Raw genomic sequence first — 24,814 nt, 5'->3', positions numbered from 1 at the left:
GTTCATTTCAGCGACCCGCCCTCGCCGACCAGCACCATCGCCTCGTCCAACTCGCGGATGTCGGTGGTGTCCCAGGGCCGGGCCCAGCCTGCGACGTCGAGCACCGCGGAGATCACCTGGCCGGTGAACCCCCAAACCAGCATCTGGTTCAACAGGAACGCCGGCCCGGCCCACCGGCGGCCGAGGTTGCCGCGGTACACCATCAGCCGGTTTTCCGGATTGATGAAGGCGCGCACCGGAACCCGCGACACGATCGCGGTTTCGGTCTCGTCGACGACGGCCACCGGCCCGGGGTCCGGCGAGTAGGCCAGCACGGGCACGACGTGGAATCGGGACGGCGCGATGAACGTCCGTTCCATCGTGGCCAGCGGGTGGAGCCGGGTGACGTCGATGCCGGTTTCCTCGCGCGCCTCGCGCAACGCGGTGGAAACCGGCCCGTCGTCGCCGGGATCGGAGGCGCCGCCGGGAAAGGCCGCCTGGCCGGCGTGGTGGCGCAGCGTCGAGGCCCGCACCGTCAGCAACAGGTCGGCATCGTCCGGCACGCCGCCGTCCGCCGGGCCGGACCGCGGGCCCGAGAACAACACCAGCACGGCGGCCTCGCGGTCATTGTCGTTCGGGCCGAACAACGATGCCATCGAGGACGCGGCCTTGGCGGCGGTGACCATCGCCAGCACGCCGGCCGGCAGCCGATGCCGGTACGCCTCGGGGATCTGGCCCACGTTGTCGACGAGCGGGCGCAACCACGGCGGCGACTTGTCGGGCGTGAGCGGAACGGTCGCCCGCCCGTGGGTGGGGTCCCCGTTAGGCGGGGGCGTGCCCCCAGCACTCACCGGCACCTCCCTCGGCCTCAACCCGCGTCGTTTCCGATCGCAGCCGCGATCTCGTCGGCATTGGCAAAAGGCCGCGGCAGCATCTGGGCAACGCTACCGTCCGGCCGGAGGACGACCGTCGCGGGCATCACATTTACCACACGCAGCGCAGCCGCGACCCGACGGCGGCCGTCCTGCAGCGTCGGCAGCCGAACCCCCAACTCCGCCAACCGCAGTAACCCGGCCGTCTCGTTCTCGTCCTGGTGCACGGTCACGACCGTCACGCCCGGGCCGGAGCGTCGTTGGTACTCGGCCATCGCGGGGAGTTCGGCCGCGCACGGCGCGCACCAATACGCCCACAGGTTGAGGACCACCCGGCGCCCGGCCAGCGCGCGCCCGACGTCGACGGTCGAGCCGTCGGCGGCGCATTCCACCGTCACTCCTTGCAGTGCCGCCGGGCCGGGGCCCGCGTCCGCAGCGGGACACGGCGGCAGGTTGGCGCGCTGGCGCGGGCCGGCCAGCGCGGCCGCGGTGTCGGCGTCCCGGTGCTCGCGCGGGGCGGGCGTCGCGGTCGGCGCGGTCGGAGCGCTGCCGTCGCGCAGCTGGGCCACCAGCGCAACGACCAGTGCCGCCACCACCGCCAGGATCGCGATGGTCCAGCGGGTCGTGCGGGTCAAGGTCTCCTGCCCCGTTATTGGAGCCCGGCCAGGGCCAGCAGGTGCTCGGTTTCGGGGCCCTGCACCAGGGGCGCGGCCAAAAGCGGCTCGGTCGGGCCGAGGCCGAAGGAGGGGCAGTCCTTGGCGAGGATGCAGACCCCGCACGCGGGTTTGCGGGCGTGGCAGACCCGGCGGCCGTGGAAGATCACGCGGTGGCTGAGCATCGTCCACTCCCGCCGCTCGATCAGCTCGCCGATCGCGTGCTCGATCTTGACCGGGTCCTTCTCGGCGGTCCAGCGCCACCGCTGCACCAACCGCGAGAAGTGGGTGTCGACGGTGATTCCCGGGACGCCGAAGGCATTGCCCAGGATGACGTTGGCGGTCTTGCGCCCCACGCCGGGCAGCGTGACGAGCTCGGCGAGCGTCGCCGGCACCTCGCCGTCGAAGCGTTCGACCAGCGCCTGACCGAGCCCGATCAGCGACGTCGCCTTGTTGCGGAAGAAACCGGTGGGACGGATGAGACCTTCCAGTTCGGCGCGGTCGGCTTGCGCGTAATCCAGCGCGGTGCGGTACCGCTTGAACAACGCCGGCGTCGTCAGGTTGACCCGCTTGTCGGTGCTCTGCGCCGACAGAATGGTGGCCACCGTCAGCTCCAGCGGTGTGGTGAAGTCCAGCTCGCAGTGCGCGTCCGGAAACGCTTGCGCCAGAGCCCGATTCATGCGCCGCGCCCGTCGCACCAACCCGGCGCGGGTCTCCTGCGACCAGCGCCTGTCCCGCTTGGCCGCTGTCGGTTTCGGGCGCTCGGATGACTTCGCCGCTGTCACCTACGACAGAGTACTGATTTCGTAATCTCACTGAGACCTAAGCCATGTTTACTCTCCTTGTGTCATGGTTGCTGGTGGCGTGCGTGCCGGGGCTGTTGATGCTGGCGACGCTGGGTCTGGGGCGGCTGGAAGCCGAACTCGCCGACGACGCGGTCACGGCGACCGACGTCGACGATTTCCTCGAGCACGCGGAGGCCGTCGACGTGCACACGCTGGCCCGCGAAGGCATGCCCGAGGCGCTGGAGCTCCTGCATCGGCGCCAGGCGTTGCGGCTGGCCGAATCACCGCCGCCCGGCCCGCGGCACGCCGCGCCGGAGTTTGCCACCACCCTCGGTCAGCGCGGCGAGGCCGGCCTACCGACGCGCACCGGGGCCGATCCGCACGTCAATCCGCAATTTAGGTGGGCTAGACACGCCAATCGTGTGTAGCGTGGCACGTTGGACATAATTGCTCTAGCTCTAGACTCATGACGCGGGCAAGGGGTTAGCTTGCGCACGAACACATCGTTGGAAAGCTGAAGAGGCAACGTGGACGAGATCCTGGCAAGGGCCGGTATCTTCCAAGGGGTTGAGCCCGGCGCGGTCACCGCGCTGACCAAGCAACTGCAACCCGTCGACTTCCCGCGCGGACACACGGTTTTCGCCGAGGGAGAGCCGGGCGACCGGCTGTACATCATCGTCGCGGGCAAGGTCAAAATCGGGCGCCGTTCGCCCGACGGCCGCGAGAACCTCCTGACGATCATGGGCCCGTCGGACATGTTCGGCGAGCTGTCCATCTTCGACCCCGGCCCGCGGACGTCGAGCGCCACCACGATCACCGAGGTGCGGGCGGTGTCGATGGACCGCGACGCGCTGCGGGCGTGGATCGCCGACCGACCGGAGATCGCCGAGCAGTTGTTGCGCGTGCTGGCCCGGCGGTTGCGCCGCACCAACAACAACCTCGCCGACCTCATCTTCACCGACGTGCCCGGCCGGGTGGCCAAGCAGCTGTTGCAGCTCGCCCAGCGTTTCGGCACCCAGGAGGGTGGCGCGATGCGGGTCACCCACGACCTGACGCAAGAGGAGATCGCGCAGCTGGTGGGCGCCTCCCGCGAGACGGTGAACAAGGCCTTGGCCGATTTCGCCCACCGCGGCTGGATCCGCCTGGAGGGCAAGAGCGTGCTGATCTCGGACTCCGAGCGGCTGGCGAGGCGGGCGCGCTAGCGCGCCCGTCATCGAGCCTGCGCTCAGCGCTACCCGATCGCGCTCCGCGACGCTCTGTGCGCAGTTTCGACGTGGATCAGCGGCGCAGGTAGTCCAGCTGCGCCTGGACCGACCATTCGGCCGCGTCCCAGAGCTTCTCGTCGACGTCGACGTAGACGTATTCGACGATCTCGCGGAGGGTGGCCTCGTCGCCGAGATCCCACAGCGCCGCGCGCACCTGCTCCAGCCGTTCGTGGCGGTGCGTCAGATAACCCTCCGCGACGGCTTCCAGGTCGATCAGCTGCGGCCCGTGCCCGGGCAGCACCGTGCGCCGGCCCAGACCGCGCAGCCGCCGCAGCGATTCCAGGTAGTCGGCCAGGTTGCCGTCTTCCTTGTCGATGACGGTGGTGCCGCGGCCCAGCACGGTGTCGGCGGTGAGCACGGCGTCGGAGAGCACGAACGACAGCGAGTCCGCGGTGTGCCCGGGCGTCGCCATGACCTTGATCTTCAGCCCGGCGGCGTCGATCACCTCGCCGTCGACCAGATGACCGCCCAGCCCGCGCAAGAACCCGCTGCCCGCCGCACGGACCGTCGCGCCGGTCCGCTCGACCAGCTTGTCGATGCCGTCGGTGTGGTCGCCGTGCCGGTGGCTGATCAGCACCAAACTGACGCGTCCCAGCGCGGCGATCCGCGCGATGTGTTCGTCGTCGTCCGGACCGGGATCGACGATCACCAACTCGTCGCTGCCGGGGGCGCACAGCACCCAGGTGTTGGTGCCCTCCAGCGTCAGCAGGCCGGGGTTGTCGGCCAACAGCACCGAGGCCGTGTCGGTGACCGCCCGCAACCTGCCGTATGCGGGGTGGGTCAGCGCCTCAGCAGCATCGGTCACGGCCGTCAGCCGACCTCCACGATGAGTTCGACTTCCACCGGCGCGTCCAGGGGCAGCTCGGAGACGCCGACCGCCGAACGCGCATGCGCGCCTTGCTCGCCGAAAACCTCGGCCAGCAGCTCGGAGGCCCCGTTGACCACACCGGGCTGTCCGTTGAAACCGGGCGCGGACGCGACGAAACCGACCACCTTGACCACCCGCACGACCGCGTCGATGCCCACCAGCGAGTCCACCGCGGCCAGCGCGTTGAGCGCGCAGATCCGCGCCAGCGACTTGCCCTCTTCGGGGCTGACCTCGGCCCCCACCTTGCCGGCGCCCGCCAGCTTTCCCGCCTCCATGGGCAGCTGGCCCGCGGTGTAGACCAGGTTGCCGGTGCGCACCGCGGGCACGTAGGACGCCAGCGGCGCGACCACCTCGGGAAGTTCGACACCCAGCTGCCCGAGCCGGGCGGAGGCGCTCATCCGTTCTGCCCTACTTGGCGCGCTTCAGGTACGCCACGTGCTGCTCGCCGGTGGGCCCGGGCAGCACCGATACCAGCTCCCAGCCGTCGGCGCCCCACTGGTCGAGGATCTGCTTGGTGGCGTGCGTCAGCAACGGCACGGTGACGTATTCCCATGCGGTGGGTTGGCTCATGACGCGAGCTTATCGGTCGGTTCGGAACGGCTCCGGCCCGGTGGCCAGCGACCCTCGGGCTAGCATGCGATGGTGGCATCCACTTCTAGCGGCGGTAGTTCCGTCGGCTGGCCGGCGCGCCTGTCGAAGGCCCGCTTACATTTCGTGACCGGCAAAGGCGGGACGGGCAAGTCGACGGTGGCGGCCGCGCTGGCGCTGACGCTCGCGGCGGGCGGGCGCAAGGTGCTGCTCGTCGAAGTCGAAGGGCGCCAAGGCATTGCGCAGCTTTTCGACGTCCCGCCGCTGCCCTATCAGGAGCTCAAGATCGCCACCGCCGAGCGGGGCGGAGAGGTCAACGCGCTGGCGATCGACATCGAGGCGGCGTTCCTGGAGTACCTGGACATGTTCTACAACCTCGGCATCGCTGGCCGCGCGATGCGCCGCATCGGTGCCATCGAATTCGCGACGACGATCGCGCCCGGCCTGCGCGACGTGCTCCTCACCGGCAAGATCAAGGAGTCGGTGGTGCGCCAGAAGAAGGGGTCCAAGGATCCGGTCTATGACGCGGTCGTCGTCGACGCGCCGCCGACGGGCCGGATCGCGCGCTTTCTCGACGTCACCAAGGCCGTGTCCGAGCTGGCCAAGGGCGGGCCGGTGTTCTCCCAGGCCGAGGGCGTGGTGAAGCTGCTGCACTCCGAGCAGACCGCCATCCACCTGGTCACGCTGCTCGAAGCGCTGCCGGTGCAGGAGACCCTGGAGGCCATCGAGGAGCTCGCGGAGATGAAACTGCCGATCGGCAGCGTCATCGTGAACCGCAACATCCCGTCGTTCCTGGAGCCGCGCGACCTCGCCAAGGCGGCCGAGGGGGACGTCGACGCCGACTCGGTGCGGGCCGGTTTGGAGATGGCCGGAATCAAGCTGGACGACGCCGACTTCGCGGGCCTGCTGACCGAGACCATCCAGCACGCGACGCGGATCACCGCGCGCGCCGAGACCGCGCAGCAGCTCGATGCCCTGAAGGTGCCGCGGCTGGAACTGCCGGCGATTTCCGACGGCGTCGACCTGGGCAGCCTGTATGAGCTTTCCGAATCGCTTGCGCAGCAGGGAGTTCGATGAGTAGCGCACCGAAAACCCTTGACATGGCGGCGATCCTCGCCGACACGTCCAACCGTGTGGTCGTCTGCTGCGGCGCCGGCGGCGTCGGCAAGACCACCACCGCGGCCGCGATCGCGATGCGCGCGGCCGAATACGGCCGCACCGTATGCGTTTTGACGATCGACCCGGCCAAGCGGCTGGCACAGGCCCTGGGTGTCAACGACCTCGGCAATGCCCCGCAGCGGGTGCCGCTGGCGCCCGAGGTTTCCGGCGAGTTGCACGCGATGATGCTCGACATGCGGCGCACGTTCGATGAAATGGTGATCCAGTACTCCGGACCCGGTCGGGCGCAAGCGATTCTGGAGAACCAGTTCTATCAGACCGTGGCCACCTCGCTGGCCGGCACGCAAGAGTACATGGCGATGGAGAAGCTCGGTCAACTGCTGAGCGAGGACCGCTGGGACCTGGTAGTGGTGGACACTCCCCCGTCGCGCAACGCGCTCGATTTCCTGGACGCGCCGAAACGGCTGGGCAGCTTCATGGACAGCCGACTGTGGCGGCTGCTGCTGGCGCCCGGCCGCGGCATCGGCCGATTGGTCACCGGCGCAATGGGGTTGGCGATGAAGGCACTCTCCACGGTGCTCGGCTCGCAGATGCTGGGCGACGCGGCGGCGTTCGTGCAGTCGCTGGACGCCACCTTCGGCGGTTTCCGCGAGAAGGCCGACCGCACCTACTCGCTGCTCAAGCGGCGCGGCACGCAGTTCGTCGTGGTGTCGGCCGCCGAACCGGACGCGCTGCGCGAGGCGGCCTTCTTCGTCGACCGGCTGTCCCAGGAGGGGATGCCGCTGGCGGGCCTCGTGCTGAACCGCACCCACCCCACGTTGTGCTCCCTGCCGGTGGAGCGGGCGATCGACGGCAGCGAAACCCTGGAGGCCGCGGATTCCGAGTCCGCGGAGCTGGCCGCCGCGGTGCTGCGCATTCACGCCGACCGCGCCCAGACCGCCAAGCGGGAGGTCAGGCTGCTCTCCCGGTTCACCGGGGCGCACCCGCACGTGCCGGTGGTCGGGGTTCCGTCGCTGCCGTTCGACGTGTCGGACCTGGACGCGCTGCGGGCGCTGGCCGACCAGATCACCGCCGTCGGCGACGAGGCCGCCCGCGTAGGCTAGGCGGCCCGTCTTGTTGGGCACGCGCCAGTAAGAAGGCGCGAAAACGTATTGGACACGGGCCAGTTTTGCCCGGTACCGAGCGTGCCGTTGCTGTTGAATTCCTATTAGTCACAAGACAGCTCGTATTTGACACGAGCCAGTAGGCTATTCGACAATGTCCAATTAGAGGGGGCTGGACCTGCGCTGTAACAGTAACGTAATTATGAAAACCGAGGTTTTCAAAACCTCTGGACGGGTTCTTCGCGTCGGAGCGTTATGCGCACCTCGCGCGCCCGGGTCAGCCGACGCTGCGTCCGCGGCGCTTTTCGAAGAAATCGGCCCAGGAAACGACCTCGGGATGCTGCTTGAGCAGGGCCCTGCGCTGGCGTTCGGTCATGCCACCCCACACCCCGAACTCGACCTTGTTGTCCAACGCGTCCGCCCCGCACTCCTGCATCACGGGGCAGTGCCGGCAGATCACCGCGGCCTTGCGCTGGGCGGCGCCCCGAACGAATAGTTCATCGGGGTCAGTGGTGCGGCACAACGCTTTTGAGACCCACGCGATCCGTTCTTCGGCGTCGACGCTGCGCAGTACGCCTTGTGCAGCCGCGATGTTCGTCCGTCGCGCGGCCGGCCGTGTTCCTGACACGAGCTGTTCCCTTCCTCCCGACCGCCCTCCGCGGCCGCCCTCCTCGGGTGCAGACCCCTGCTGCGATCTACGCCACACCATGCAAATCGGTGTTATCTGAATCTCACCGTGTGTCTAAGTTAGGTGGTCAGGTGGCAATTGCGCAACAGTCTGATAACGCTTTTTTTGGGACGCGCGTGCAGTCTTGTCCGGAAGAATACGGCCGGGGGTGCGGCCGCGCACCTCGCCTCGGCGAACGAACAGTGACGGAGGCGCAAATTTTGTAACACCGCCCATCGTAAGTTCGCTGGTCACGGGATGGGAGGGACTTTGGTCAACTCATGCTCTGGCCCTCTGACCAGGGGCCGCTACCCTGGTACGCATGCCTGAACGCCCCCCGGCCGCTCTGACGGCTCTCAAGCTCGCGGGGTGCTGCTTATTGGCCAGCGTCGTCGCCACGGCGCTGATGTTTCCGCTGGCGGGCGGGATCGGGCTGATGTCCAACCGGGCCTCCGAGGTCGTGGCCAACGGGTCGGCCCAGCTGCTCCAGGGCGAGGTGCCCGCCGTGTCGACGATGGTCGACAAGAAGGGCAACGTCATCGCGTGGCTGTACTCGCAACGCCGGTTCGAGGTGCCCACCGACAAGATCGCCAACACCATGAAGCTGGCGATCGTCTCGATCGAGGACAAGCGGTTCGCCGACCACAACGGGGTGGACTGGAAGGGCACCCTGACGGGGCTGGCCGGCTACGCGTCCGGCGACGTGGACACGCGCGGCGGCTCGACCATCGAGCAGCAGTATGTGAAGAACTACCAGCTGCTGGTCACCGCCCAGACCGACGCCGAGAAGCGCGCGGCCGTCGAAACCACCCCGGCGCGCAAGCTGCGCGAGATCCGCATGGCGCTCACGCTGGACAAGACGTTCACCAAGCCCGAGATCCTGACCCGCTATCTGAACCTGGTCTCGTTCGGCAACAACTCGTTCGGGGTGCAGGACGCGGCGCAGACCTACTTCGGCATCAACGCGTCCGACCTGAACTGGCAGCAGGCCGCGCTGCTGGCGGGCATGGTCCAGTCGACCAGCGCGCTCAACCCGTACACCAACCCCGACGGGGCCCTGGCCCGGCGCAACCTGGTCCTGGACACCATGATCGAGAACCTGCCCCAGGAGGCCGACGCCCTGCGCGCCGCCAAGGCCACCCCGCTGGGCATCCTGCCGCAGCCCAACGAGCTGCCCCGGGGCTGCATCGCCGCGGGCGACCGCGCGTTCTTCTGCGATTACGTCCAGGAGTACCTGTCGCGCGCGGGGATCAGTAAGGAACAGGTGGCCCGGGGCGGCTACCTGATCCGCACCACGCTGGACCCGGACGTGCAGATCCCGGTCAAGTCCGCCATCGACAAGTACGCCAGCCCCACCCTCCCCGGCATCTCGAGCGTCATGAGCGTCATCGAGCCGGGCAAGACGTCCCACCACGTGATGGCGATGGCCAGCAACCGCACCTACGGGCTGGACCTCGACGCCGGCCAGACCATGCGGCCGCAGCCGTTCTCCCTCGTCGGCGACGGCGCGGGGTCGGTCTTCAAGATCTTCACCACGGCCGCCGCGCTGGACATGGGCATGGGCATCAACGCCACGCTCGAGGTGCCGGGCCGGTTCCAGGCCAAGGGCATGGGCAGCGGTGGGGCCAAGGGCTGCCCCAAGGACACCTGGTGCGTGATCAACGCCGGCAACTACCGCGGCTCGATGAACGTCACCGACGCGCTGGCCACCTCGCCCAACACCGCGTTCGCCAAGCTGATCCAGCAGGTCGGGGTGACCCGCACGGTGGACATGGCGATCAAACTGGGGCTGCGCTCCTACGCCGACCCCGGGACCGCGCGCGACTACAACCGCGACAGCAACGAAAGCCTGGCCGACTTCGTCAAGCGGCAGAACATCGGCTCGTTCACGCTCGGCCCGATCGAGGTGAATGCGCTGGAGTTGTCCAACGTCGCGGCCACACTGGCCTCCGGCGGGGTGTGGTGCCCGCCCAACCCGATCGACAAGCTGATCGACCGCAACGGCAATGAGGTCGCGGTGACCACCGAGACCTGCGACCAGGTGGTGCCGGAAGGGCTGGCCAACACGTTGGCCAACGCGATGAGCAAGGACGCGCTGGGCGGGGGCACGGCGTCGGGTTCGGCCGGGGCGGCGGGCTGGACCCTACCGATGTCGGGCAAGACCGGCACCACCGAGGCCCACCGCTCGTCCGGGTTCGTCGGTTTCACCAACCACTACGCGGCCGCCAACTACATCTATGACGACTCGCCCAACCCGACCGATCTGTGTTCGGCCCCGCTGCGCCACTGCGGCGAGGGCGACCTGTACGGCGGCAACGAGCCCGCGCGCACCTGGTTCACCGCGATGAAGCCGATCGCCGACCACTTCGGGCCGGTGGCGCTCCCGCCGACCGACCCCCGCTACGTCGAGGGGTCGCCCGGCTCGCGGGTGCCCAGCATCGCCGGCCTGGATATCGACGCGGCACGCCAGCGCCTCAAAGACGCCGGTTTCCAGGTCGCCGACCAGACCAACTTCGTCAACAGCACCGCAAAGCAGGGCGAAGTGGTCGGAACGACGCCCAGCGGCCAGACGATTCCCGGATCGATCATCACGATCCAAGCGAGCAACGGCATCCCTCCGCCGCCGCCCCCGCCGCCGGAGGGTGGGCCGCCGGTGCCGGTCGGGTCGCAGGTGGTCGAAATCCCGGGTCTGCCGCCGATCACGATCCCGCTGCTCGCCCCACCGCCGCCCCCGGGCGCGCCGCCGCCTCCTTAGACTTCTCAGGCTTCTCGGGCCAGATTTACGCCACTGTGGCGCAAGCTATACGTGGCCAGAACCCAACCGGCAGTACGCTTGCCAGCATGGCTGATGTTTTGCCCGTCCTGATGCGCACCGGCGTGGCCGCGATCGGCTCGACCCTGGCCGGCATCGGATATGCCGCGTTCGTCGAGCGCAACGCGTTCGTCCTGCGCGAGATCACCATGCCCGTCCTGTCGCCCGGGTCCACGCCGCTGCGTGTGCTGCACCTCAGCGATCTGCACATGCTGCCCAATCAGCGCCGCAAACAGGCCTGGCTGCGCGAGCTCGCGGCCTGGGAGCCCGACCTGGTGGTCAACACCGGCGACAACCTGGCCCACCCCAAGGCGGTGCCCGCGGTCGTGCAGACCCTGGGCGACCTGCTGTCTCGGCCGGGCGTCTTCGTGTTCGGCAGCAACGACTACTTCGGGCCGCGCGTGAAGAACCCGATGAACTACCTGACCAACCCGTCGCACCGGGTACGCGGCGAGCCGCTGCCCTGGCAGGACCTGCGGGCGGCGTTCACCGAGCGCGGCTGGCTCGACCTCACCCACACCCGCCGCGAGTTCGAGGTTGCCGGCCTGCACATCGCCGCCGCCGGCGTCGACGACCCGCACATCGACCGGGACCGCTACGACGCGATCGCCGGCCCGGCCAGCCCCGCGGCGAACCTGCGGCTGGGGCTGACCCACTCCCCGGAGCCGCGGGTGCTCGACCGCTTCGCCGCCGACGGCTACCAGCTGGTGATGGCCGGGCACACCCACGGCGGGCAGCTGTGCCTGCCGTTCTACGGTGCCCTGGTGACCAACTGCGGCCTGGACCGCTCCCGGGCCAAGGGCCCGTCGCGGTGGGGCGCCAACATGCAGCTGCACGTGTCGGCCGGGATCGGCACGTCGCCGTTCGCGCCGGTGCGCTTCTGCTGCCGGCCCGAGGCGACGCTGCTCACGCTGATCGCCACCCCGATGGGCGACCGCGACTCCACCAGCGACCTGAGCCGTTCGCAGCCCACCGCCTCGGTGCGGTGAGCGAACGGACCCATACCGCGGTCCGCACCCGCTCGCGCGGCTGGACGGACAACGCGATCCGGCTGATCCACGCCGACGCGCGGCGCAGCGCCGACACCCACCTGCTGCGCTATCCCCTGCCGTCGGCCTGGTCGACCGACGCGGACGTCGCGTTGTATCTCAAGGACGAGTCGACGCATATCACCGGCAGCCTCAAGCACCGGCTGGCGCGCTCGCTGTTCCTCTACGCGCTGTGCAACGGCCGGATCGGCGAGGGCACCACCGTCGTCGAGGCGTCCTCGGGCTCGACGGCGGTGTCGGAGGCCTATTTCGCGGCCATGCTGGGGCTGCCGTTCGTCGCGGTGATGACGGCCTCGACCAGCCCAGCCAAGGTAGCGTTGATCGAATCACAAGGCGGCCGTTGCCATTTCGTCGACGACGCCGGCCAGGTGTACGCCGAGGCCGAGCGGGTCGCCCGCGAGACCGGCGGGCACTACCTGGACCAGTTCACCAACGCCGAGCGGGCCACCGACTGGCGCGGCAACAACAACATCGCCGAGTCGATCTACGAGCAGATGCGCGAGGAGCGCCACCCCGTCCCGGAGTGGATCGTGGTCGGGGCGGGCACCGGCGGCACGAGCGCGACGATCGGCCGCTACATCCGCTACCGCCGCCACACGACGCGGCTGTGCGTCGTCGACCCGGAGAACTCCGCGTTCTATCCGGCCTACTCCGAGGACCGCCCCGACATCGTGACGGAGACGTCCTCGCGGATCGAGGGCATCGGCCGCCCCCGGGTCGAGCCCTCGTTTCTGCCGGGCGTGGTCGACCGCATGGTCGCCGTGCCCGACGCCGCGTCCATCGCCGCCGCCCGCCACGTCAGCGCCGTGCTGGGGCGGCGGGTGGGGCCGTCGACGGGCACCAATCTGTGGGGCGCCTTCGGGCTGCTCGCCGAGATGGTCGCCGACGGGCGCAGCGGGTCGGTGGTCACGCTGCTCGCTGACAGCGGCGACCGCTACGCCGACACCTATTTCAGCGACGACTGGGTGCGCGCGCAGGGCCTCGATCCGACCGGGGCCGCCGCGGCGCTGGCCGAATTCGAGCGCAGTTGCGCGTGGACGTAGCCGCCCAGCCTGCGGTTTGGTCAGGCGACCGGCCCGTGCGATAGGCTGTCGTGGCTTCAAGCGGGGTGTGGCGCAGCTTGGTAGCGCGCTTCGTTCGGGACGAAGAGGCCGTGGGTTCAAATCCCGCCACCCCGACTCGTGTGGCTTGGTAACAGGCTTCCTGATCCGGCTTCCATACGTTGGCGATTCGTGAGCTCGGCGGCCGCTACAGCAGACCTATGCTCCAGTACATGGCAACACCTGAGTCGTTGCAGAGATGGCGCGGTGCGCTGCTGGACATCGAACAAGTCGGCGCGATCCCGAGCGGCCAGCAGATGCGCCAGCAATTCGATATCCCGCAACTGCGCCCTGGTAGCCCCATCTATAAGTTGATCGCCGTCATCACCTCACGTGCCGCTTCAACCCCGTTCACTGACCTATGGTCTGCCGACCATCCAACGGATCCGGCCTTGCTCAAGGTGTTGCAACCAGTGCACGATGCTGTGACCGCCTTCACCGCCGACCAGGAACTCCCGCCACAGTGGGATCGCCTCACCGTCGCCGCCCGAAGCGCTCGTGCGGCCCTGGACACCGAGCCTATGGGCGACCCGACTGTGGACGAAGTCATTACCGACATCCTCTTTGCGCTCAAGACGACGCTGCTCATCTCGGCCCTAGGCCAGCAGGGATTTATCCGGCTCATCAGCGAAGACCTTGTTCGATATTTCAAAGGCATCCTCGCTGAGGGAGTGACGCACGGCTCCGAAGGCCTCATGCAACGAGGCGGCGCGCCCATGCCCGCGGCAACGCCGAGGCGATGTTTCGACTTGGCAACAAATCAGTTCGTCGACCAACCATCCCCGACCGCACTCAGCCTGGCAGGCTTCAAATACTTTGCAAACCGGGATATTTCGTTGAGCGAAAGCAACCCCGACGTTGAATCACTGCCCAAATCTCCACCTGCGGTCGCAAAGCAGTTTGCCGGACAAGCAATTGTGAACTTCTATACCGACTGGGAAGAGCACTACCGCGCCGCATTGGCCGCCGTGCACGGCTGTGATGAGCGCGACTTTCAGATCGACTACTTCGGCGACCTCAACCGCATGCGCCAGGACTACGTCCATCGCAGCGGCATAGCCGGTCAATCGGACGATTGCAGGCGGCTCAAGTGGTTCAAGACCGGCGACCTGATGACACCCACCCCGCAGAACTACTGCGAACTCCTCACAGCTTTCCCGGCTGACGAACTCAAGCAGAAACCCGCCCAGCGCAAGACGGGACGAGAACGGCCCAAAATCCACGCGGACCTAAAACTTCTCCGCGAGTTCGAACGCCTAACAAGCGAGTTCAATGGCTCTAAAGGAGACGCCCTCGATGACGCGCTGAAGGACTGGGTCAACAAGATGCAGTCGAAGACCTAAGACCACGGTCGCGTTGGCGACAGGTGACGCCCGGCGAAACGCTTACGCGCGTCATCCAACTGCGCGCTACGAGTTTCCGGAGGCTCACAACGCTGTTTACGAGACCAGCCTTCGAAGCGAGGAAGGACTCCCCTGCTGGACGGCGTCGGATTAGGGAGTTTAAGACGGTTTATGCAATCTCCCGTTCCTGGGCGTTGACCAGTCGGACCGACTGAAGGGGCAGGAACCAAGGGCACTTTGTGGCGACAACTGCTCCTTCAAAGCGCTGAAGCGTTCGCGTTCTCCGAGGAGACGACCTGGTAGAACCACTTGGCGATGTCGGAAATCAGGTGCGCCCGGCCCGGCGTGTTGGTGAAGAAGTAGTCGCTCATCTTTTCGTGTGCGCCCTGGTTGTCGGCGACTGCGCCGGTGACGGCGTCGTCAAAGTCGGGTGACTCGACAAACTGCTTCGCGGAGTTGACCTTCGCCTGCTGCACGAGCGCGTGGTTGTCGAGCAATGTCTGCAGCAGGGCTTCGAGGAACGACACCTTCTGCGACTCGGTGAAGTCCTCCGATCCGAACAGGTCGTTGAGGCGGTCGAGTACCTGCTGGAAGGCGACCATCTTCGGGTCCCGCTTTTCACCGGACCCGGCCGCGGTGATGCCGGACAGTCCAACCCGCACGCCGAGAGTGATGTCAATGCTTCCCCGGTCGATCTGCTTGACGTGCTTCAGCACGACGTCGGACAGGTCGATGGGTGCGGTGTAGTTGTCGGGCTGGATCACGCGGTCAAGGTGGCGCAGATAAATCTGCTTCTTCTCCAACGCCGGGTCGCCGTAGTCGATGATCTGCGACATGAAGTCATAGAGACGAACGAACGAACCGACGTCCTTGCGGAACATGTCGAGTTCCGCGAGTGCCGCCTTATCGCCCTCGCCGCCGTTGTCGATCAGGGCCGCCTGGTAGCGCTCGGCGAAACGCTTCTTGCCGGGGTCGATTGCCGCCGCGAGGGCATTGTTGCCTTTGCCCTTCACGAAAGCCTCTGCGCACTGGTCGATCTCGGCTTGGGTGTAGATGCCGGCGGTGTCGAGTTTCGCCGCCAGGTCGTGCACCAGGTTCGGGTCGGTCTCGGTTTCCAGGAACGCGTCGGTGAAGTACGGCTCGAATGCCTTGCGGATTTCCTCGGGCTCGTTGACGAAATCCACGACCTGCGTCATCGCCGCCGTCTTCTGGATGCCCGACGGGGTGCGATAAGTCCGGTTGAGCCGGGAGAGGGTCTGCACCGCGGTGACGCCGGAGAGGATCCGGTCGACGTACATCGCGCACAGCAACGGCTGATCGAAGCCCGTCTGGAACTTGTTGGCGACGATCATCACCTTGTACTGGTCACCTCGGAAAGACGTGCGCAGATCGTGGACGCCCGGGTTCATCGTGGCCTCGGTGAAATCGCCGGGGCCCGACTCGGGATCCTGCACCGTGCCAGAGAATGCGACCAGGGTGCCGTAGCCGTAACCCTTCTGCGCGATGAACGAGTCGATCGCAAGCTTGTACCGCACGGCCGCCTTGCGGGAGTCGGTGACGACCATCGCCTTGGCGTGCCCGTCAAGCAGGTCCGCCACGTTCTCGCGAAAGTGTTCGACGATGATCGCGGCCTTCTGCGTGATCGTTTGTGGGTTGAGCTTGACCCAGCGCATCACCTCCTTGGTGGCCTGAGCCTGGTCCACCTCCTTCGCATGCGCGACGTTCTGTCCGACCCGGAACGCCAGCTTGAACGAGTGGTAACCGGTCAGCACGTCGAGGATGTAGCTCTCCTCGATGGCCTGCTTCATCGAGTAAACGTGAAACGGCACGGGCAAGGCTGCGGGAGTGGGCTTGCGACCGAACAGTTCCAGCGTCTTGGCCTTGGGGGTGGCGGTGAATGCGAAGTATGAAATGTTGGCCGACGCGGCACGCTCGGTCGCTTCGGCCGCTAGCACGGCTTCAACGTCGATCCCGCCGCCTTCCTCGATCTCCTCGATTTCCTCGGCGGTCAGCACCGCCTTGAGCTTGCCTGCGACATGCCCGGACTGCGACGAGTGGGCTTCGTCGGCGATCACCGCGAACGTCTTACCCTTGAGCCCCTTGTTCTTTCGGATCTCGCTCATCGCGAACGGGAACGTCTGAATGGTGACGACGATGATGAGCTTGCCGTCGGTCAGCGCCTTGGCGAGTAATCCGGATTTCGATCCGCCGGCTTTCACGGCCTCGCCGCGGTCGATCGCGACGACGATGCCCTGGTCGTTGTCGATCTGTTTGATGGCGTCCTGTAGCTGGGCGTCGAGGACGTTGCGGTCGGTCACGACGATGACCGAATCGAACACCTTCTGGTTGTCGACCTGTAGGCGCGCCATTCGGTGCGCGGTCCACGCGATCGAGTCGGTCTTGCCCGAGCCCGCCGAATGCTGGATCAAATATCGCTTGCCGACGCCTTCGGAGGTGACGGCGGCCGTGAGTTCGGTGACGGCCTCCCATTGGTGAAAGCGCGGGAACCGTAGCGACGACGACTTGGTGGTCTTGCCGCTGATCGGGTCGGTGCTCGCCTCGTGCTTGATGTACATGAGCCGGCCCAGGATGTTCAACCACGCGTCGCGCTGCAGGACCCGCTCCCACAGGTATGAGGTCTTTGAGCCGGCCGGGTTAAGCGGATTGCCGGCACCGCCGTCCTCGGTACCCCGGTTGAACGGCAAGAAATACGTCTTGTCGCCGGCGAGTTTGGTGGTCATCCAGACCTCGTCATTGGACACGGCGAAGTGCACCAGCGCGCGGGCGCCGGAGACGAAAAGCGGCTCCACCGCGCCGCTTCCGGGGTCCTTGGGCAGCCGGGAGGTTTTGTATTGGGTGATGGCGTCGGCGACGGTCTGGGTGAAGTCGGTCTTCAGCTCGGCGGTGGCGACCGGGAGCCCGTTGACGAAGAACACCAGATCTACCGAACGTTGGTCGGCGGTGGAGAAGTGCACCTGGCGCATGACGCGCACCCGCACCGCGGCATAGTCGGCGGTGCGCTTCTCGTTCAGCGTCGACTCGGGCTTGAACACGCACATCTGGAATTTGGCAGCCAGGTGCGAGAATCCCTTGCGGAGCAGGTTGAGGGTGCCGCCGCCGTTGTCCAGCGGCGTGTCAAGGACTTTCACGATCCGGTCGAGCAGCTGGGCCTGCTGCCTGACGATGTCATCGGCGCCCGGCTTAACGACCTTCTCCAGCTGCTCGGGCTGGGTGTCGGCCAGCCACCCGAGGACGTCTTCGGGGAATAGTGCGCGTTCGCGGTTGTAGCCGGTGTCGTTGGGCGAGTAGAGCCAACCGTGCTTGGCCAGGTACTCGCACAGTTCGCGTTCGAACTCGATCTCGTTGTGCTGCGCCATGTCTCAGGCCGCGTAGATCAATTCTCGCGTCTGCATGACGCGCTGGCTGAAGTACGGGCTAACGAGGCCCGGCAGTGTTACCACGTCAACCGGGCGGCCGATGATTTCTTCAAGCCCTTCCTTGAGCGCGAAGTAGTGGTCGAAGTCGAGTCCCTCGTCAAATTCCACGAGTACGTCGACATCACTCGTGTCGATGTCGAACGAGCCGCTGACGACAGAGCCGAACACATCCAAGCGGCGCACCGACAGCTCGCGGCACAGGGCCTGAATCTGATGTCGCTTCGACTCGACCACCTGGTGCATCGCCCCTCACCTCCGCGTCGCATTTTGCCTTACCGGCGGCGTCAGTGGGTTGAAGCGGCCGCGCAAATTGAGCAGCCCGGCTGCCTGGCCCGTGCCAATATTGACGGGATGGCCCACTCGCTGCTTGATCGGGCGATCTATGCCTACCGGGATGTGGATCGCCTTGTCGGTCTGCATGCAGGCACAGCGAAGCGGTGGCTAGAGGGTTACACCCGCGGCGGGAAGTTCTACGACCCCGTACTCCGAGAGGAGCCGACCGGCTTCGACTCGGTGACGTGGGGTGAGATGGTTGAGTCTCGGCTACTGGCCGAGTACCGCAGCCGGGAGGTCCCCGTCCAGCTTCTCCGCCCGGCCATCGTGGCACTCCGCAGCGAATTCGGGCGCTACCCGCTGGCTCATGCGCGCCCGTTTCTCGACGTCGAAGGACGCGAACTGGTCCGGATCGTGCAGGACAGGGTCGGCCTTGAGCGCTCGCTCCAACTCGTGGTGGTGCGCAATGGGCAGCTCGTACCCGCTGTCCCGGCCGAGCAATTCCAGTCGGCGGTCGGATATGCCGATGACGTGGTCGCCCACATGAAGCCGGACGTCCGCACCCCGCACGTCGTAATGGACCCACGCAGGGCCTTCGGCCAACCCGCGATCCGCGGCGTGAAGACTGAATCGCTCGTTGAGGATTTCCGGGCCGGCACCAGTCGCGACGCCCTCGCGGACCTTTACGACCTTGCCCCCGAGCAGGTCGACGAAGCCATCCGCTTCGAACTGATCGCAGGCTGCGCGCGCACTGCCTGATGCCTCAGGGGTTGCGGCCGTCGCCCTTGATGTAGACATCAGTAGACAAACAGGTAGCATCGACCTATGAAGACGGTGACTGTGGGCCAGTTGCGGCAGAACCCGACTGAAGTCCTCGGCGACGTCGAGGCTGGGGCGACCTACGCGATCACGCGGCACAACCACGTGATCGGGCACATCGTCCCACCCGATAGAGCCGCCGGCATCGCACCGCCGAAGAAATCCGGTGCCGCACAGACGCGCTTGCTCGACCGCGTCGAGCTGACCTCCGCGGCATCGATCGACGAGCTGATCGACGATGCTCGGGGCGATTGGTGACCTACTTCTACCTCGACGCGTCCGTCGCCGTGCGGATTGTGCTCGGACATTCAGCGGCGGCCGCTGCCTGGTTCGATACGGCGACGGGTTCCCCCGAGGCATCGGTCATCTCATCTCGACTGCTACGAACGGAGCTCACTCGCGTGCTGCGGCGTGAGGGGCTTGCGGTGGGCCGCCGGGACGCACTGCTCGACTATGTCGGCATGCTTCCGGTCAGCGACGCGCTGCTGGCCGAGGCCGAGGCCATCGTCCCGCACATCAAGACGCTCGATGCGATCCACTTGGCGTCGGTCATCCGCAGCGGCCTCGACGCCACCGTTGTCTCCCACGACGCGACGATGCTGTCGGTGGCCGACGAACTCGGATACGCCACACTCGATCCTTGTCGCTGAGGGGGATTCAGGCTCGACTTGCCTCGCAGTTAGGTGCAGGGTTCCGGGATGTTGATCGCGCTCGATGCCCCACCTTGGTTGCGCCCATGATCGAGGCCGAGTTGGTGGCACCGGAGGTCGCGGAGCCCCGGACTTGTCGTACCCCCCTGCGATGATGGGGCTATGTCTTCGACCGCAACCGCTGGCGCCGTGGAGGTGACTCCGAAAGAGCGTCTTGAGGTGTTGTTCGAGGAGTTGGCGGAGTTGGCCGGTCAGCGCAATGCGATCGATGGACGCATCGTGGAGATCGCCGCCGAGATCGATCGCGACGAGCTGTGCGGGATGACGGGGGCTCGGTCGGTGGCGGCGTTGGTGGCATGGAAGCTCGGTGCGTCGTCGGCCAACGCCCACACGATCACGACCGTGGCGCGTCGGTTGGAGGAGTTTCCGCGCTGCGCGGCGGGCATGCGGGAGGGCCGGCTGTCGCTGGATCAGGTCGGCGTCATCGCCGCACGCGCGGGCGCGGGATCCGATGAGCACTATGCGGCGCTGGCGGCCTGCGCGACGGTCAGCCAGCTGCGCACCGCGGTCAAGCTCGAACCGCGACCCGAACCCCAACCTCGCCCCGAACCGCAGCGGTCGATCACCAAGCACACCGACGAGAACTGCAGCTGCTGGCGGATCAAGCTTCCGCCCCCCGATGCGGCGAAGTTCGACGCGGCGCTGGCCTCGCATCTTGATGCGCTGATCGCCGAGTGGAAGCGCGATCGCGACAGCGACGGCCGCGCCTCCGATGCTGCGCCGCCGTTGCCCACGACCGCCGATGCGTTTATGCGCCTGGTCGAGACCGGATGGGATGGCGAAGTGGCGCGCCGCCCGCACGGGCAGCACACCACGGTGGTAATGCATTTCGACGTCAAGCAGCGCCTCGCGGCGCTCCATCTGGGCCCGCTGCTGTCGGAGTCCGAACGCCGATACCTGTTGTGTGATGCCACCTGTGAGGCCTGGTTCGAACGTGACGGCGAGCTCATCGGCTGCGGCCGAGCGACCCGGGTGATCAGCCGCCGGCTTCGTCGTGCGCTCGAGCACCGCCACCCCAGCTGCGCGGTTCCCGGTTGTGGGGCCACCCGGGGTCTTCATGCACACCACATCATCCACTGGGAAGACGGCGGCCTAACCGAGCTGGCCAACCTCGTGCTGGTGTGCCCGTATCACCACCGGCTGCACCATCGCGGCATCATCACCATCACCGGACCCGCGCACAACCTCACCGTCACCGACAGCGACGGGCGACCACTGAACCCAGGCTCGCTTGCCCGCACACCGACCCAACCCCCGCCCGCGGTCCCACCGTGTCCCGGACCAACCGGCGAGCGCGCCGACTGGTGGTGGTACGAGCCGTTCCAGCCCCAGCCGCCGCCGTCAAACAACTAGGTCGGCCACCCGCGCTAAGTCAGTGTCCGCATCACGTAGCAGCGCCAACTGCTTGGGGCACAAGGTAATTCACTCGCTGGTCAGCTCGCGTACTCCACACTCGCCCCTTGCTACCAAGTGGATTCACACCATCGCCGGCACGTCGATCTGGCCGGTGACAGCGGCGGTGATCAGAGCCGAGCGGCGCTCGCGGGCGAGTTCGATGAACCGCTCAGTCTCGGCGATCAGGATGTCGATCTTGGTCGTCTGCTCGTCGAGGTAGATTGCGATTCGGCGTTGCTCGTCGAGGGAAGGAAGCCAGATAGGAGTCGCGCGAAGGATGGGTAACCGTACATTTCCGACGGTAGATCCGTTGGCCGCCAACCGGAAGCGATCCTGCACACGACCTGAATAGATCTGCCACAGCAAGAACTTGCCAAGACAGACTCGATCATCCACCCGAAGCAAGACCATTCTCTGACCGAGGCAAATTTCTTCAGAGGGCACCATACATGCCTCGCCAGCGGGCGCTTCCCTGGTGAATAGAATATCGCCCATCCTGGGCGACCCACCCGCATTGCGCGTCAACCACGTATCTCGGTCTACACGAAGGCCATTCCCGGGTCGAAACTTTCCGGCCCGAACCGAGGCAGTCCGTACCGCCTCATACGCCCCATCGTCGGAAACTCCAGGCGTCGTGTGTGGACAGTCAACGACATCAAGGCACGCATGCTCGACCCTACTGTTCACGGCCTTGTCCACAAACATGCCGGACACGAGTGCACCCCTCCGCTCCCGCAGCATCTCAATGAGTCGATGTTGCTCCTCAATGAGGGTGTCGATACGGGCAGTTTCGCTGTCGAGGAAATCTGCGATGGCCTGCTGGTCACCCAACTCGGGGATAGTCAAGCGCAGATTACGGAAATCGCTCTGCGAGATGTTCTGCATCGAAGCACTTGTCCCAACACCTGCGCTCGAAACTTGGTCCCGGTAGGCGCGGGTCTGCATCCAATAACTAACAAAGGCAGCAGAGACATCCGGCTTAACACTCACCTGCCATAGTCGGTCTGGCAGGTATAGATTCTCCACGGGTTCACGAACAAGACCCGCGGCTCCCACCAACTCTGGTGTATTCATCCTGCTCACGATTATCGCGCCCAACGTCGCAGGGCACGCCACTCGGTTGAGTTCTGCTACGTCAACGGTCTTGTTTTGCTCCGGATCGAAGACACCTCTTGAAACACAACTAGTCTTCAGAACGCCGATCTCATTCGCAGCACGCGGTATGTCAACCGCATTGACACTTACGCCCGAGTCGATTTGCTGAATGAGTTGCTTCATGCGGACATGTCGCCATCCGGGCATAGTCCTCACGCTTCCACTTCTCGCAGCAGCTTGAGAATTTTCGCGACTTGCGCGTCCAGATCCGCATCAATCTCGGCGAGCGGCCGGGGCGGCACGTACTTGTAGAAGTGGCGGGTGAACGGGATCTCGTAGCCCACTTTGGTTTTCGTGCTGTCGATCCAGGCGTCGGGGACGTGCGGGCTCACCTCGGTCTCGAAGTATGCCTTGATCGTAGCCGCCCGACCCGCGTCGCCTTCGGCGTTGCCGCCGTAGGTAAAGGGGACATTTTCGGTGTCGCGCCTCTTGGCGTCGGGCTTCGGGTTTCCCTTGCGGTCGGTCACCGGCTTCCCGTCGTCGTCGAGCAGCGGCCGTTCCACGGTGATCGTCCAATACGCGAAGTCGTTGGCGGTGAACACCTTCGAGTAATCAGGGTCGGCCTCGTCGAAGGCGTCGTAGAGCGACAGGATGCGATCACGGGCCGCAGCGTCGACCTCGCGGTTCTTCGCACCGAGGTTCTTGCGGATCTTCGTCCAGAACGAGGTCGCGTCGATCAGCTGGATCTTGCCTTGCCGCTCAGGGCGTTTGGTGTTGTCGAGGATCCAGATGTAGGTGGCGATGCCGGTGTTGAAGAACATGTTCGTCGGCAGCGCGACGATCGCCTCCACCAGATCCGATTCGAGCAGCCACTGTCGGATCTTCGACGGCCCCGACTCGGCGGCGCCGTTGAACAGCGGCGAGCCGTTGAGGACGATGCCGGCCCGGCCGCCGCCCTCGTGCGACGGACGCATTTTGTGGGCGAGGTGGCACAGGAACAGCATCTGGCCGTCGCCGACGGAGGGGAGGCCGTGTGAGAACCGAGAGCCCTGGGCGAGCGCCTCCTTCTTGACGGCCCCTTCCGAGGCCTTCCAGTCGAACCCGTACGGCGGGTTGGACATGCAGAAGTCGAAGGTGCGGTCCCAGAACTGGTCGTCGGCCAACGTATCGCCAAGTCGGATGTTGCCGGCGTCCTGCCCCTTGGCGATCATGTCGGACTTGCAGATCGCGTACGACTGGTCGTTGATCTCCTGCCCGTACAGCCGCAGCCGGGCGTCGGGGTTACGTTCCAGCAGCCGTTCCTCGGCGACCGACAGCATGCCCCCCGTACCGGCGGTGGGGTCGTAGATCGCGCGGACAGTGCCGGGCTCCAGCAGGGCCTTGCTGTCCTCGGCGAACAGCAAGTCGACCATCAGCCGGATCGCGTCACGCGGGGTGTAGTGCTCGCCGGCCTCCTCGTTGGACGCCTCGGCGAACTTGTAGATCAGGTGCTCGAACAGGTCGCCCATCTCGGCATTGGGCACCGTGTCCGGGTGCAGGTCGACCTCGGCGAACTTCGACGTCACCAGGTACAGCCGGTTCTTCTCATCCAGGGTCGCCAGCTCGTTTTCGAACTTGAACCGCTCGAAGACGTCGATATTGGCCGAGAAGCCGGTGATGTAGTCCATCAGATTGGCGCGCAGCCCCTCGGGATCTTCCAGCAGCCGCGCGAAGTCGAAGGCGCTGGTGTTGTAGAACCCGAGCCCGGTCTTGCGCTTCACCTGCACGTCGAGCGCTCCACCCCTGTGCTTGGTGGCCAGTGTGCTAACCTCGTCGCGGGTGGGCTGTAGGACGCAGTCCAGGCGCCGCAGAATCGTGAACGGCAGGATCACCCCGCCGTACTGATGGGGCTTGTACACGCCACGAAGCTGATCGGCAATCCCCCACACGAAGTTGCCCAGCTTGCTCAACCCGGCCTCCATCCAACCATCGTGCATCCACCCGTTTGGCACGCACTTTAGTTACAACAGACCCACTTTGGGAGCGCATGAGCAAGGTCGGTAGACGATCCCAGCTCCTCGCTGCGGGACGGTCACGATTTCGGACGTCGCGCGTCGCTGCATCTGCTGGCCACCGCATTCGCGGTCCTACGCCGCGAATTGTGGCGCACGGCCACCAACCCGTGGCTGACCTTCTTCGATTCGAGTAGCCGAATACGCTAACGCGGCCCTCGCACTCGCGGATAAACCTGACCTCGTTGTCGGATTGCCACGAGAGGAGAAGTCATGTCGGACTTGAGGGTGGCGGCCCCGCTGCCGAAGGCGCTGGTTGCTCGGCTGAAGGAGTTCGAGAAGCGGCCGGGTGTGCAGGTGAACCGCGTCCCGTCGCTAACGACACCGGTCAGCCCACGCGAGATCCTCGACACCGCCCCGGGCAGGGTGCGGGCGTTGGACCCGGCGCAGCTGGCGATCCTCGCCGTGCTCAACCCGCGCCGGCCCGCGGTGGACGGGGTCGCGTGGCTCGATTTCGAGACCGTCGCGTACTACACGGCCGGGAGCGACCCGTTCGCCTCGATCGGGAGCTTCTCCGGTAACACGGAGTTCGCGCCGTACCTGCGCCTCACCCTGGAGCGCCCGCCGACGGGCGCGGGGGTGCTGGTGACCTGCCGGGCGACCAGCATCGCCGTCGGGCCGCACTACCCGGGCTACTTCCACGTCGAGGGACCGGGCCTGGCGGCCAACTTCGAGGACAACGCCCGACCCACCACGTTCACGTTCGTCGTGCCGACGGGCGGGAGCGGCCCGGTCGAGATCAAGATCCACACCGACCCCGACCGCATTGCGCTGTGGGCCTTCCACGACTGCACGATCACGCAGATCTAGGCTCGCACAACCGGATTCGCG

Annotated in this window: 24 protein-coding genes and 1 tRNA gene; 14 read left to right on the top strand and 11 right to left on the bottom strand. The window is 66.4% G+C overall.

The genetic code is table 11. The annotated features are described in order from the left end of the window. Nucleotides 1–2 precede the first annotated feature (2 nt). From AC5Y4Z_RS07665 to nth, 3 genes are read right to left on the bottom strand one after another with little or no spacing between them, the layout of a single operon-like run. Nucleotides 3–830 (bottom strand): NUDIX hydrolase, encoded by an 828-nt coding sequence (locus tag AC5Y4Z_RS07665; protein WP_499962271.1) that lies wholly within the window; start codon nucleotides 828–830, stop codon nucleotides 3–5. A 17-nt stretch (nucleotides 831–847) separates the two neighbouring features. Next, the gene (locus AC5Y4Z_RS07660) at nucleotides 848–1,486 is read right to left on the bottom strand and encodes a TlpA family protein disulfide reductase (protein ID WP_499962269.1); all 639 of its coding nucleotides are present in this window, start codon (nucleotides 1,484–1,486) and stop codon (nucleotides 848–850) included. A 14-nt stretch (nucleotides 1,487–1,500) separates the two neighbouring features. Continuing rightward, on the bottom strand, nucleotides 1,501–2,184 hold the full coding sequence (nth, locus tag AC5Y4Z_RS07655) for an endonuclease III (RefSeq protein WP_499962267.1): 684 nt from the start codon (nucleotides 2,182–2,184) through the stop codon (nucleotides 1,501–1,503). A gap of 149 nt (nucleotides 2,185–2,333) precedes the next feature. Here nth and AC5Y4Z_RS07650 point away from each other — a divergent pair, with 149 nt between their 5' ends. Continuing rightward, a complete protein-coding gene (locus AC5Y4Z_RS07650) occupies nucleotides 2,334–2,717 on the top strand; it encodes a hypothetical protein (RefSeq protein WP_499962265.1) in 384 nt (127 codons plus the stop codon). 99 nt (nucleotides 2,718–2,816) lie between these two features. Further along, nucleotides 2,817–3,491, top strand: coding sequence for a cAMP-activated global transcriptional regulator CRP (gene crp, locus AC5Y4Z_RS07645; protein WP_007772229.1), 675 nt, complete (start codon nucleotides 2,817–2,819; stop codon nucleotides 3,489–3,491). Between the two features lie 76 nt (nucleotides 3,492–3,567). Here the strand turns inward: crp and AC5Y4Z_RS07640 are convergent, their stop codons facing one another. Genes AC5Y4Z_RS07640 through sp36 form a run of 3 tightly spaced genes read right to left on the bottom strand, consistent with a single transcriptional unit; the run spans nucleotide 3,568 to nucleotide 4,992 of the window. Beyond that, nucleotides 3,568–4,359 (bottom strand): MBL fold metallo-hydrolase, encoded by a 792-nt coding sequence (locus AC5Y4Z_RS07640; protein ID WP_499962262.1) that lies wholly within the window; start codon nucleotides 4,357–4,359, stop codon nucleotides 3,568–3,570. Between the two features lie 5 nt (nucleotides 4,360–4,364). Then, nucleotides 4,365–4,820 (bottom strand): RidA family protein, encoded by a 456-nt coding sequence (locus AC5Y4Z_RS07635; RefSeq protein WP_499962260.1) that lies wholly within the window; start codon nucleotides 4,818–4,820, stop codon nucleotides 4,365–4,367. A gap of 10 nt (nucleotides 4,821–4,830) precedes the next feature. Beyond that, nucleotides 4,831–4,992 (bottom strand): Sp36 family protein, encoded by a 162-nt coding sequence (gene sp36 / locus AC5Y4Z_RS07630; protein ID WP_120313477.1) that lies wholly within the window; start codon nucleotides 4,990–4,992, stop codon nucleotides 4,831–4,833. A gap of 69 nt (nucleotides 4,993–5,061) precedes the next feature. Between sp36 and bagA the strand changes: the two genes are divergently transcribed. Beyond that, entirely contained in the window at nucleotides 5,062–6,087 is a 1,026-nt protein-coding gene (gene bagA, locus AC5Y4Z_RS07625) for an ATPase BagA (RefSeq protein WP_499962258.1), read from the top strand. Further along, the gene (gene bagB, locus AC5Y4Z_RS07620) at nucleotides 6,084–7,232 is read left to right on the top strand and encodes an ATPase BagB (RefSeq protein ID WP_499962256.1); all 1,149 of its coding nucleotides are present in this window, start codon (nucleotides 6,084–6,086) and stop codon (nucleotides 7,230–7,232) included. The genes bagA and bagB overlap by 4 nt, the downstream gene beginning before the upstream one ends. 277 nt (nucleotides 7,233–7,509) lie before the next feature. Here bagB and AC5Y4Z_RS07615 read toward each other — a convergent pair whose 3' ends face one another. After that, nucleotides 7,510–7,860, bottom strand: coding sequence for a WhiB family transcriptional regulator (locus AC5Y4Z_RS07615; protein WP_067317306.1), 351 nt, complete (start codon nucleotides 7,858–7,860; stop codon nucleotides 7,510–7,512). 361 nt (nucleotides 7,861–8,221) lie between these two features. Between AC5Y4Z_RS07615 and ponA2 the strand changes: the two genes are divergently transcribed. The 5 genes from ponA2 to AC5Y4Z_RS07590 all read left to right on the top strand — a co-directional run bounded on the left by ponA2 (nucleotide 8,222) and on the right by AC5Y4Z_RS07590 (nucleotide 14,203). Then, a complete protein-coding gene (ponA2, locus tag AC5Y4Z_RS07610; protein ID WP_499962253.1) occupies nucleotides 8,222–10,654 on the top strand; it encodes a transglycosylase/D,D-transpeptidase PonA2 in 2,433 nt (810 codons plus the stop codon). 86 nt (nucleotides 10,655–10,740) lie between these two features. Further along, nucleotides 10,741–11,700, top strand: a complete 960-nt coding sequence (locus tag AC5Y4Z_RS07605) for a metallophosphoesterase (protein WP_499962251.1) — start codon at nucleotides 10,741–10,743, stop codon at nucleotides 11,698–11,700. After that, nucleotides 11,697–12,803: an L-cysteine desulfhydrase Cds1 gene (gene cds1, locus AC5Y4Z_RS07600; RefSeq protein ID WP_499962249.1), complete on the top strand. Its 1,107-nt coding sequence runs from the start codon at nucleotides 11,697–11,699 to the stop codon at nucleotides 12,801–12,803. Before AC5Y4Z_RS07605 ends, cds1 begins: the two co-directional genes overlap by 4 nt. Before the next feature lie 61 nt (nucleotides 12,804–12,864). Beyond that, nucleotides 12,865–12,938 (top strand) — tRNA-Pro (locus tag AC5Y4Z_RS07595). A gap of 95 nt (nucleotides 12,939–13,033) precedes the next feature. Next, a complete protein-coding gene (locus AC5Y4Z_RS07590; RefSeq protein ID WP_499962247.1) occupies nucleotides 13,034–14,203 on the top strand; it encodes a hypothetical protein in 1,170 nt (389 codons plus the stop codon). 257 nt (nucleotides 14,204–14,460) lie between these two features. Here the strand turns inward: AC5Y4Z_RS07590 and AC5Y4Z_RS07585 are convergent, their stop codons facing one another. Together AC5Y4Z_RS07585 and AC5Y4Z_RS07580 are read right to left on the bottom strand one after the other, a co-directional pair. Then, nucleotides 14,461–17,580: a type I restriction endonuclease subunit R gene (locus AC5Y4Z_RS07585; RefSeq protein ID WP_499962245.1), complete on the bottom strand. Its 3,120-nt coding sequence runs from the start codon at nucleotides 17,578–17,580 to the stop codon at nucleotides 14,461–14,463. A gap of 3 nt (nucleotides 17,581–17,583) precedes the next feature. Continuing rightward, nucleotides 17,584–17,883, bottom strand: a complete 300-nt coding sequence (locus AC5Y4Z_RS07580) for a nucleotidyltransferase family protein (protein WP_499962243.1) — start codon at nucleotides 17,881–17,883, stop codon at nucleotides 17,584–17,586. 108 nt (nucleotides 17,884–17,991) lie between these two features. Between AC5Y4Z_RS07580 and AC5Y4Z_RS07575 the strand changes: the two genes are divergently transcribed. From AC5Y4Z_RS07575 to AC5Y4Z_RS07560, 4 genes are all read left to right on the top strand, one after another. Then, nucleotides 17,992–18,672, top strand: coding sequence for a DUF433 domain-containing protein (locus AC5Y4Z_RS07575; protein ID WP_499962241.1), 681 nt, complete (start codon nucleotides 17,992–17,994; stop codon nucleotides 18,670–18,672). A 66-nt stretch (nucleotides 18,673–18,738) separates the two neighbouring features. Further along, nucleotides 18,739–18,990 carry a type II toxin-antitoxin system Phd/YefM family antitoxin gene (locus AC5Y4Z_RS07570; RefSeq protein WP_499962239.1) on the top strand — a complete coding sequence of 84 codons (252 nt, stop codon included), beginning with the start codon at nucleotides 18,739–18,741 and terminating at the stop codon, nucleotides 18,988–18,990. Further along, nucleotides 18,987–19,382 carry a PIN domain-containing protein gene (locus tag AC5Y4Z_RS07565; protein ID WP_499962237.1) on the top strand — a complete coding sequence of 132 codons (396 nt, stop codon included), beginning with the start codon at nucleotides 18,987–18,989 and terminating at the stop codon, nucleotides 19,380–19,382. Before AC5Y4Z_RS07570 ends, AC5Y4Z_RS07565 begins: the two co-directional genes overlap by 4 nt. A 162-nt stretch (nucleotides 19,383–19,544) precedes the next feature. Next, a complete protein-coding gene (locus tag AC5Y4Z_RS07560) occupies nucleotides 19,545–20,795 on the top strand; it encodes an HNH endonuclease signature motif containing protein (protein ID WP_499962235.1) in 1,251 nt (416 codons plus the stop codon). Between the two features lie 123 nt (nucleotides 20,796–20,918). Here AC5Y4Z_RS07560 and AC5Y4Z_RS07555 read toward each other — a convergent pair whose 3' ends face one another. Both AC5Y4Z_RS07555 and AC5Y4Z_RS07550 read right to left on the bottom strand, forming a co-directional pair. Further along, on the bottom strand, nucleotides 20,919–22,115 hold the full coding sequence (locus AC5Y4Z_RS07555; protein ID WP_499962233.1) for a restriction endonuclease subunit S: 1,197 nt from the start codon (nucleotides 22,113–22,115) through the stop codon (nucleotides 20,919–20,921). Nucleotides 22,116–22,144: 29 nt separating this feature from the next. After that, nucleotides 22,145–23,881, bottom strand: coding sequence for a type I restriction-modification system subunit M (locus tag AC5Y4Z_RS07550; RefSeq protein WP_499963265.1), 1,737 nt, complete (start codon nucleotides 23,879–23,881; stop codon nucleotides 22,145–22,147). 315 nt (nucleotides 23,882–24,196) lie between these two features. On the opposite strand from AC5Y4Z_RS07550, the gene AC5Y4Z_RS07545 reads away from it, so the two are divergent. After that, nucleotides 24,197–24,793 carry a hypothetical protein gene (locus tag AC5Y4Z_RS07545; protein ID WP_499962230.1) on the top strand — a complete coding sequence of 199 codons (597 nt, stop codon included), beginning with the start codon at nucleotides 24,197–24,199 and terminating at the stop codon, nucleotides 24,791–24,793. Nucleotides 24,794–24,814 lie beyond the last annotated feature (21 nt).

This window comes from Mycobacterium sp. NGS63, from assembly GCF_059812295.1.
This window is presented reverse-complemented; position numbering and strand designations above follow the sequence as displayed.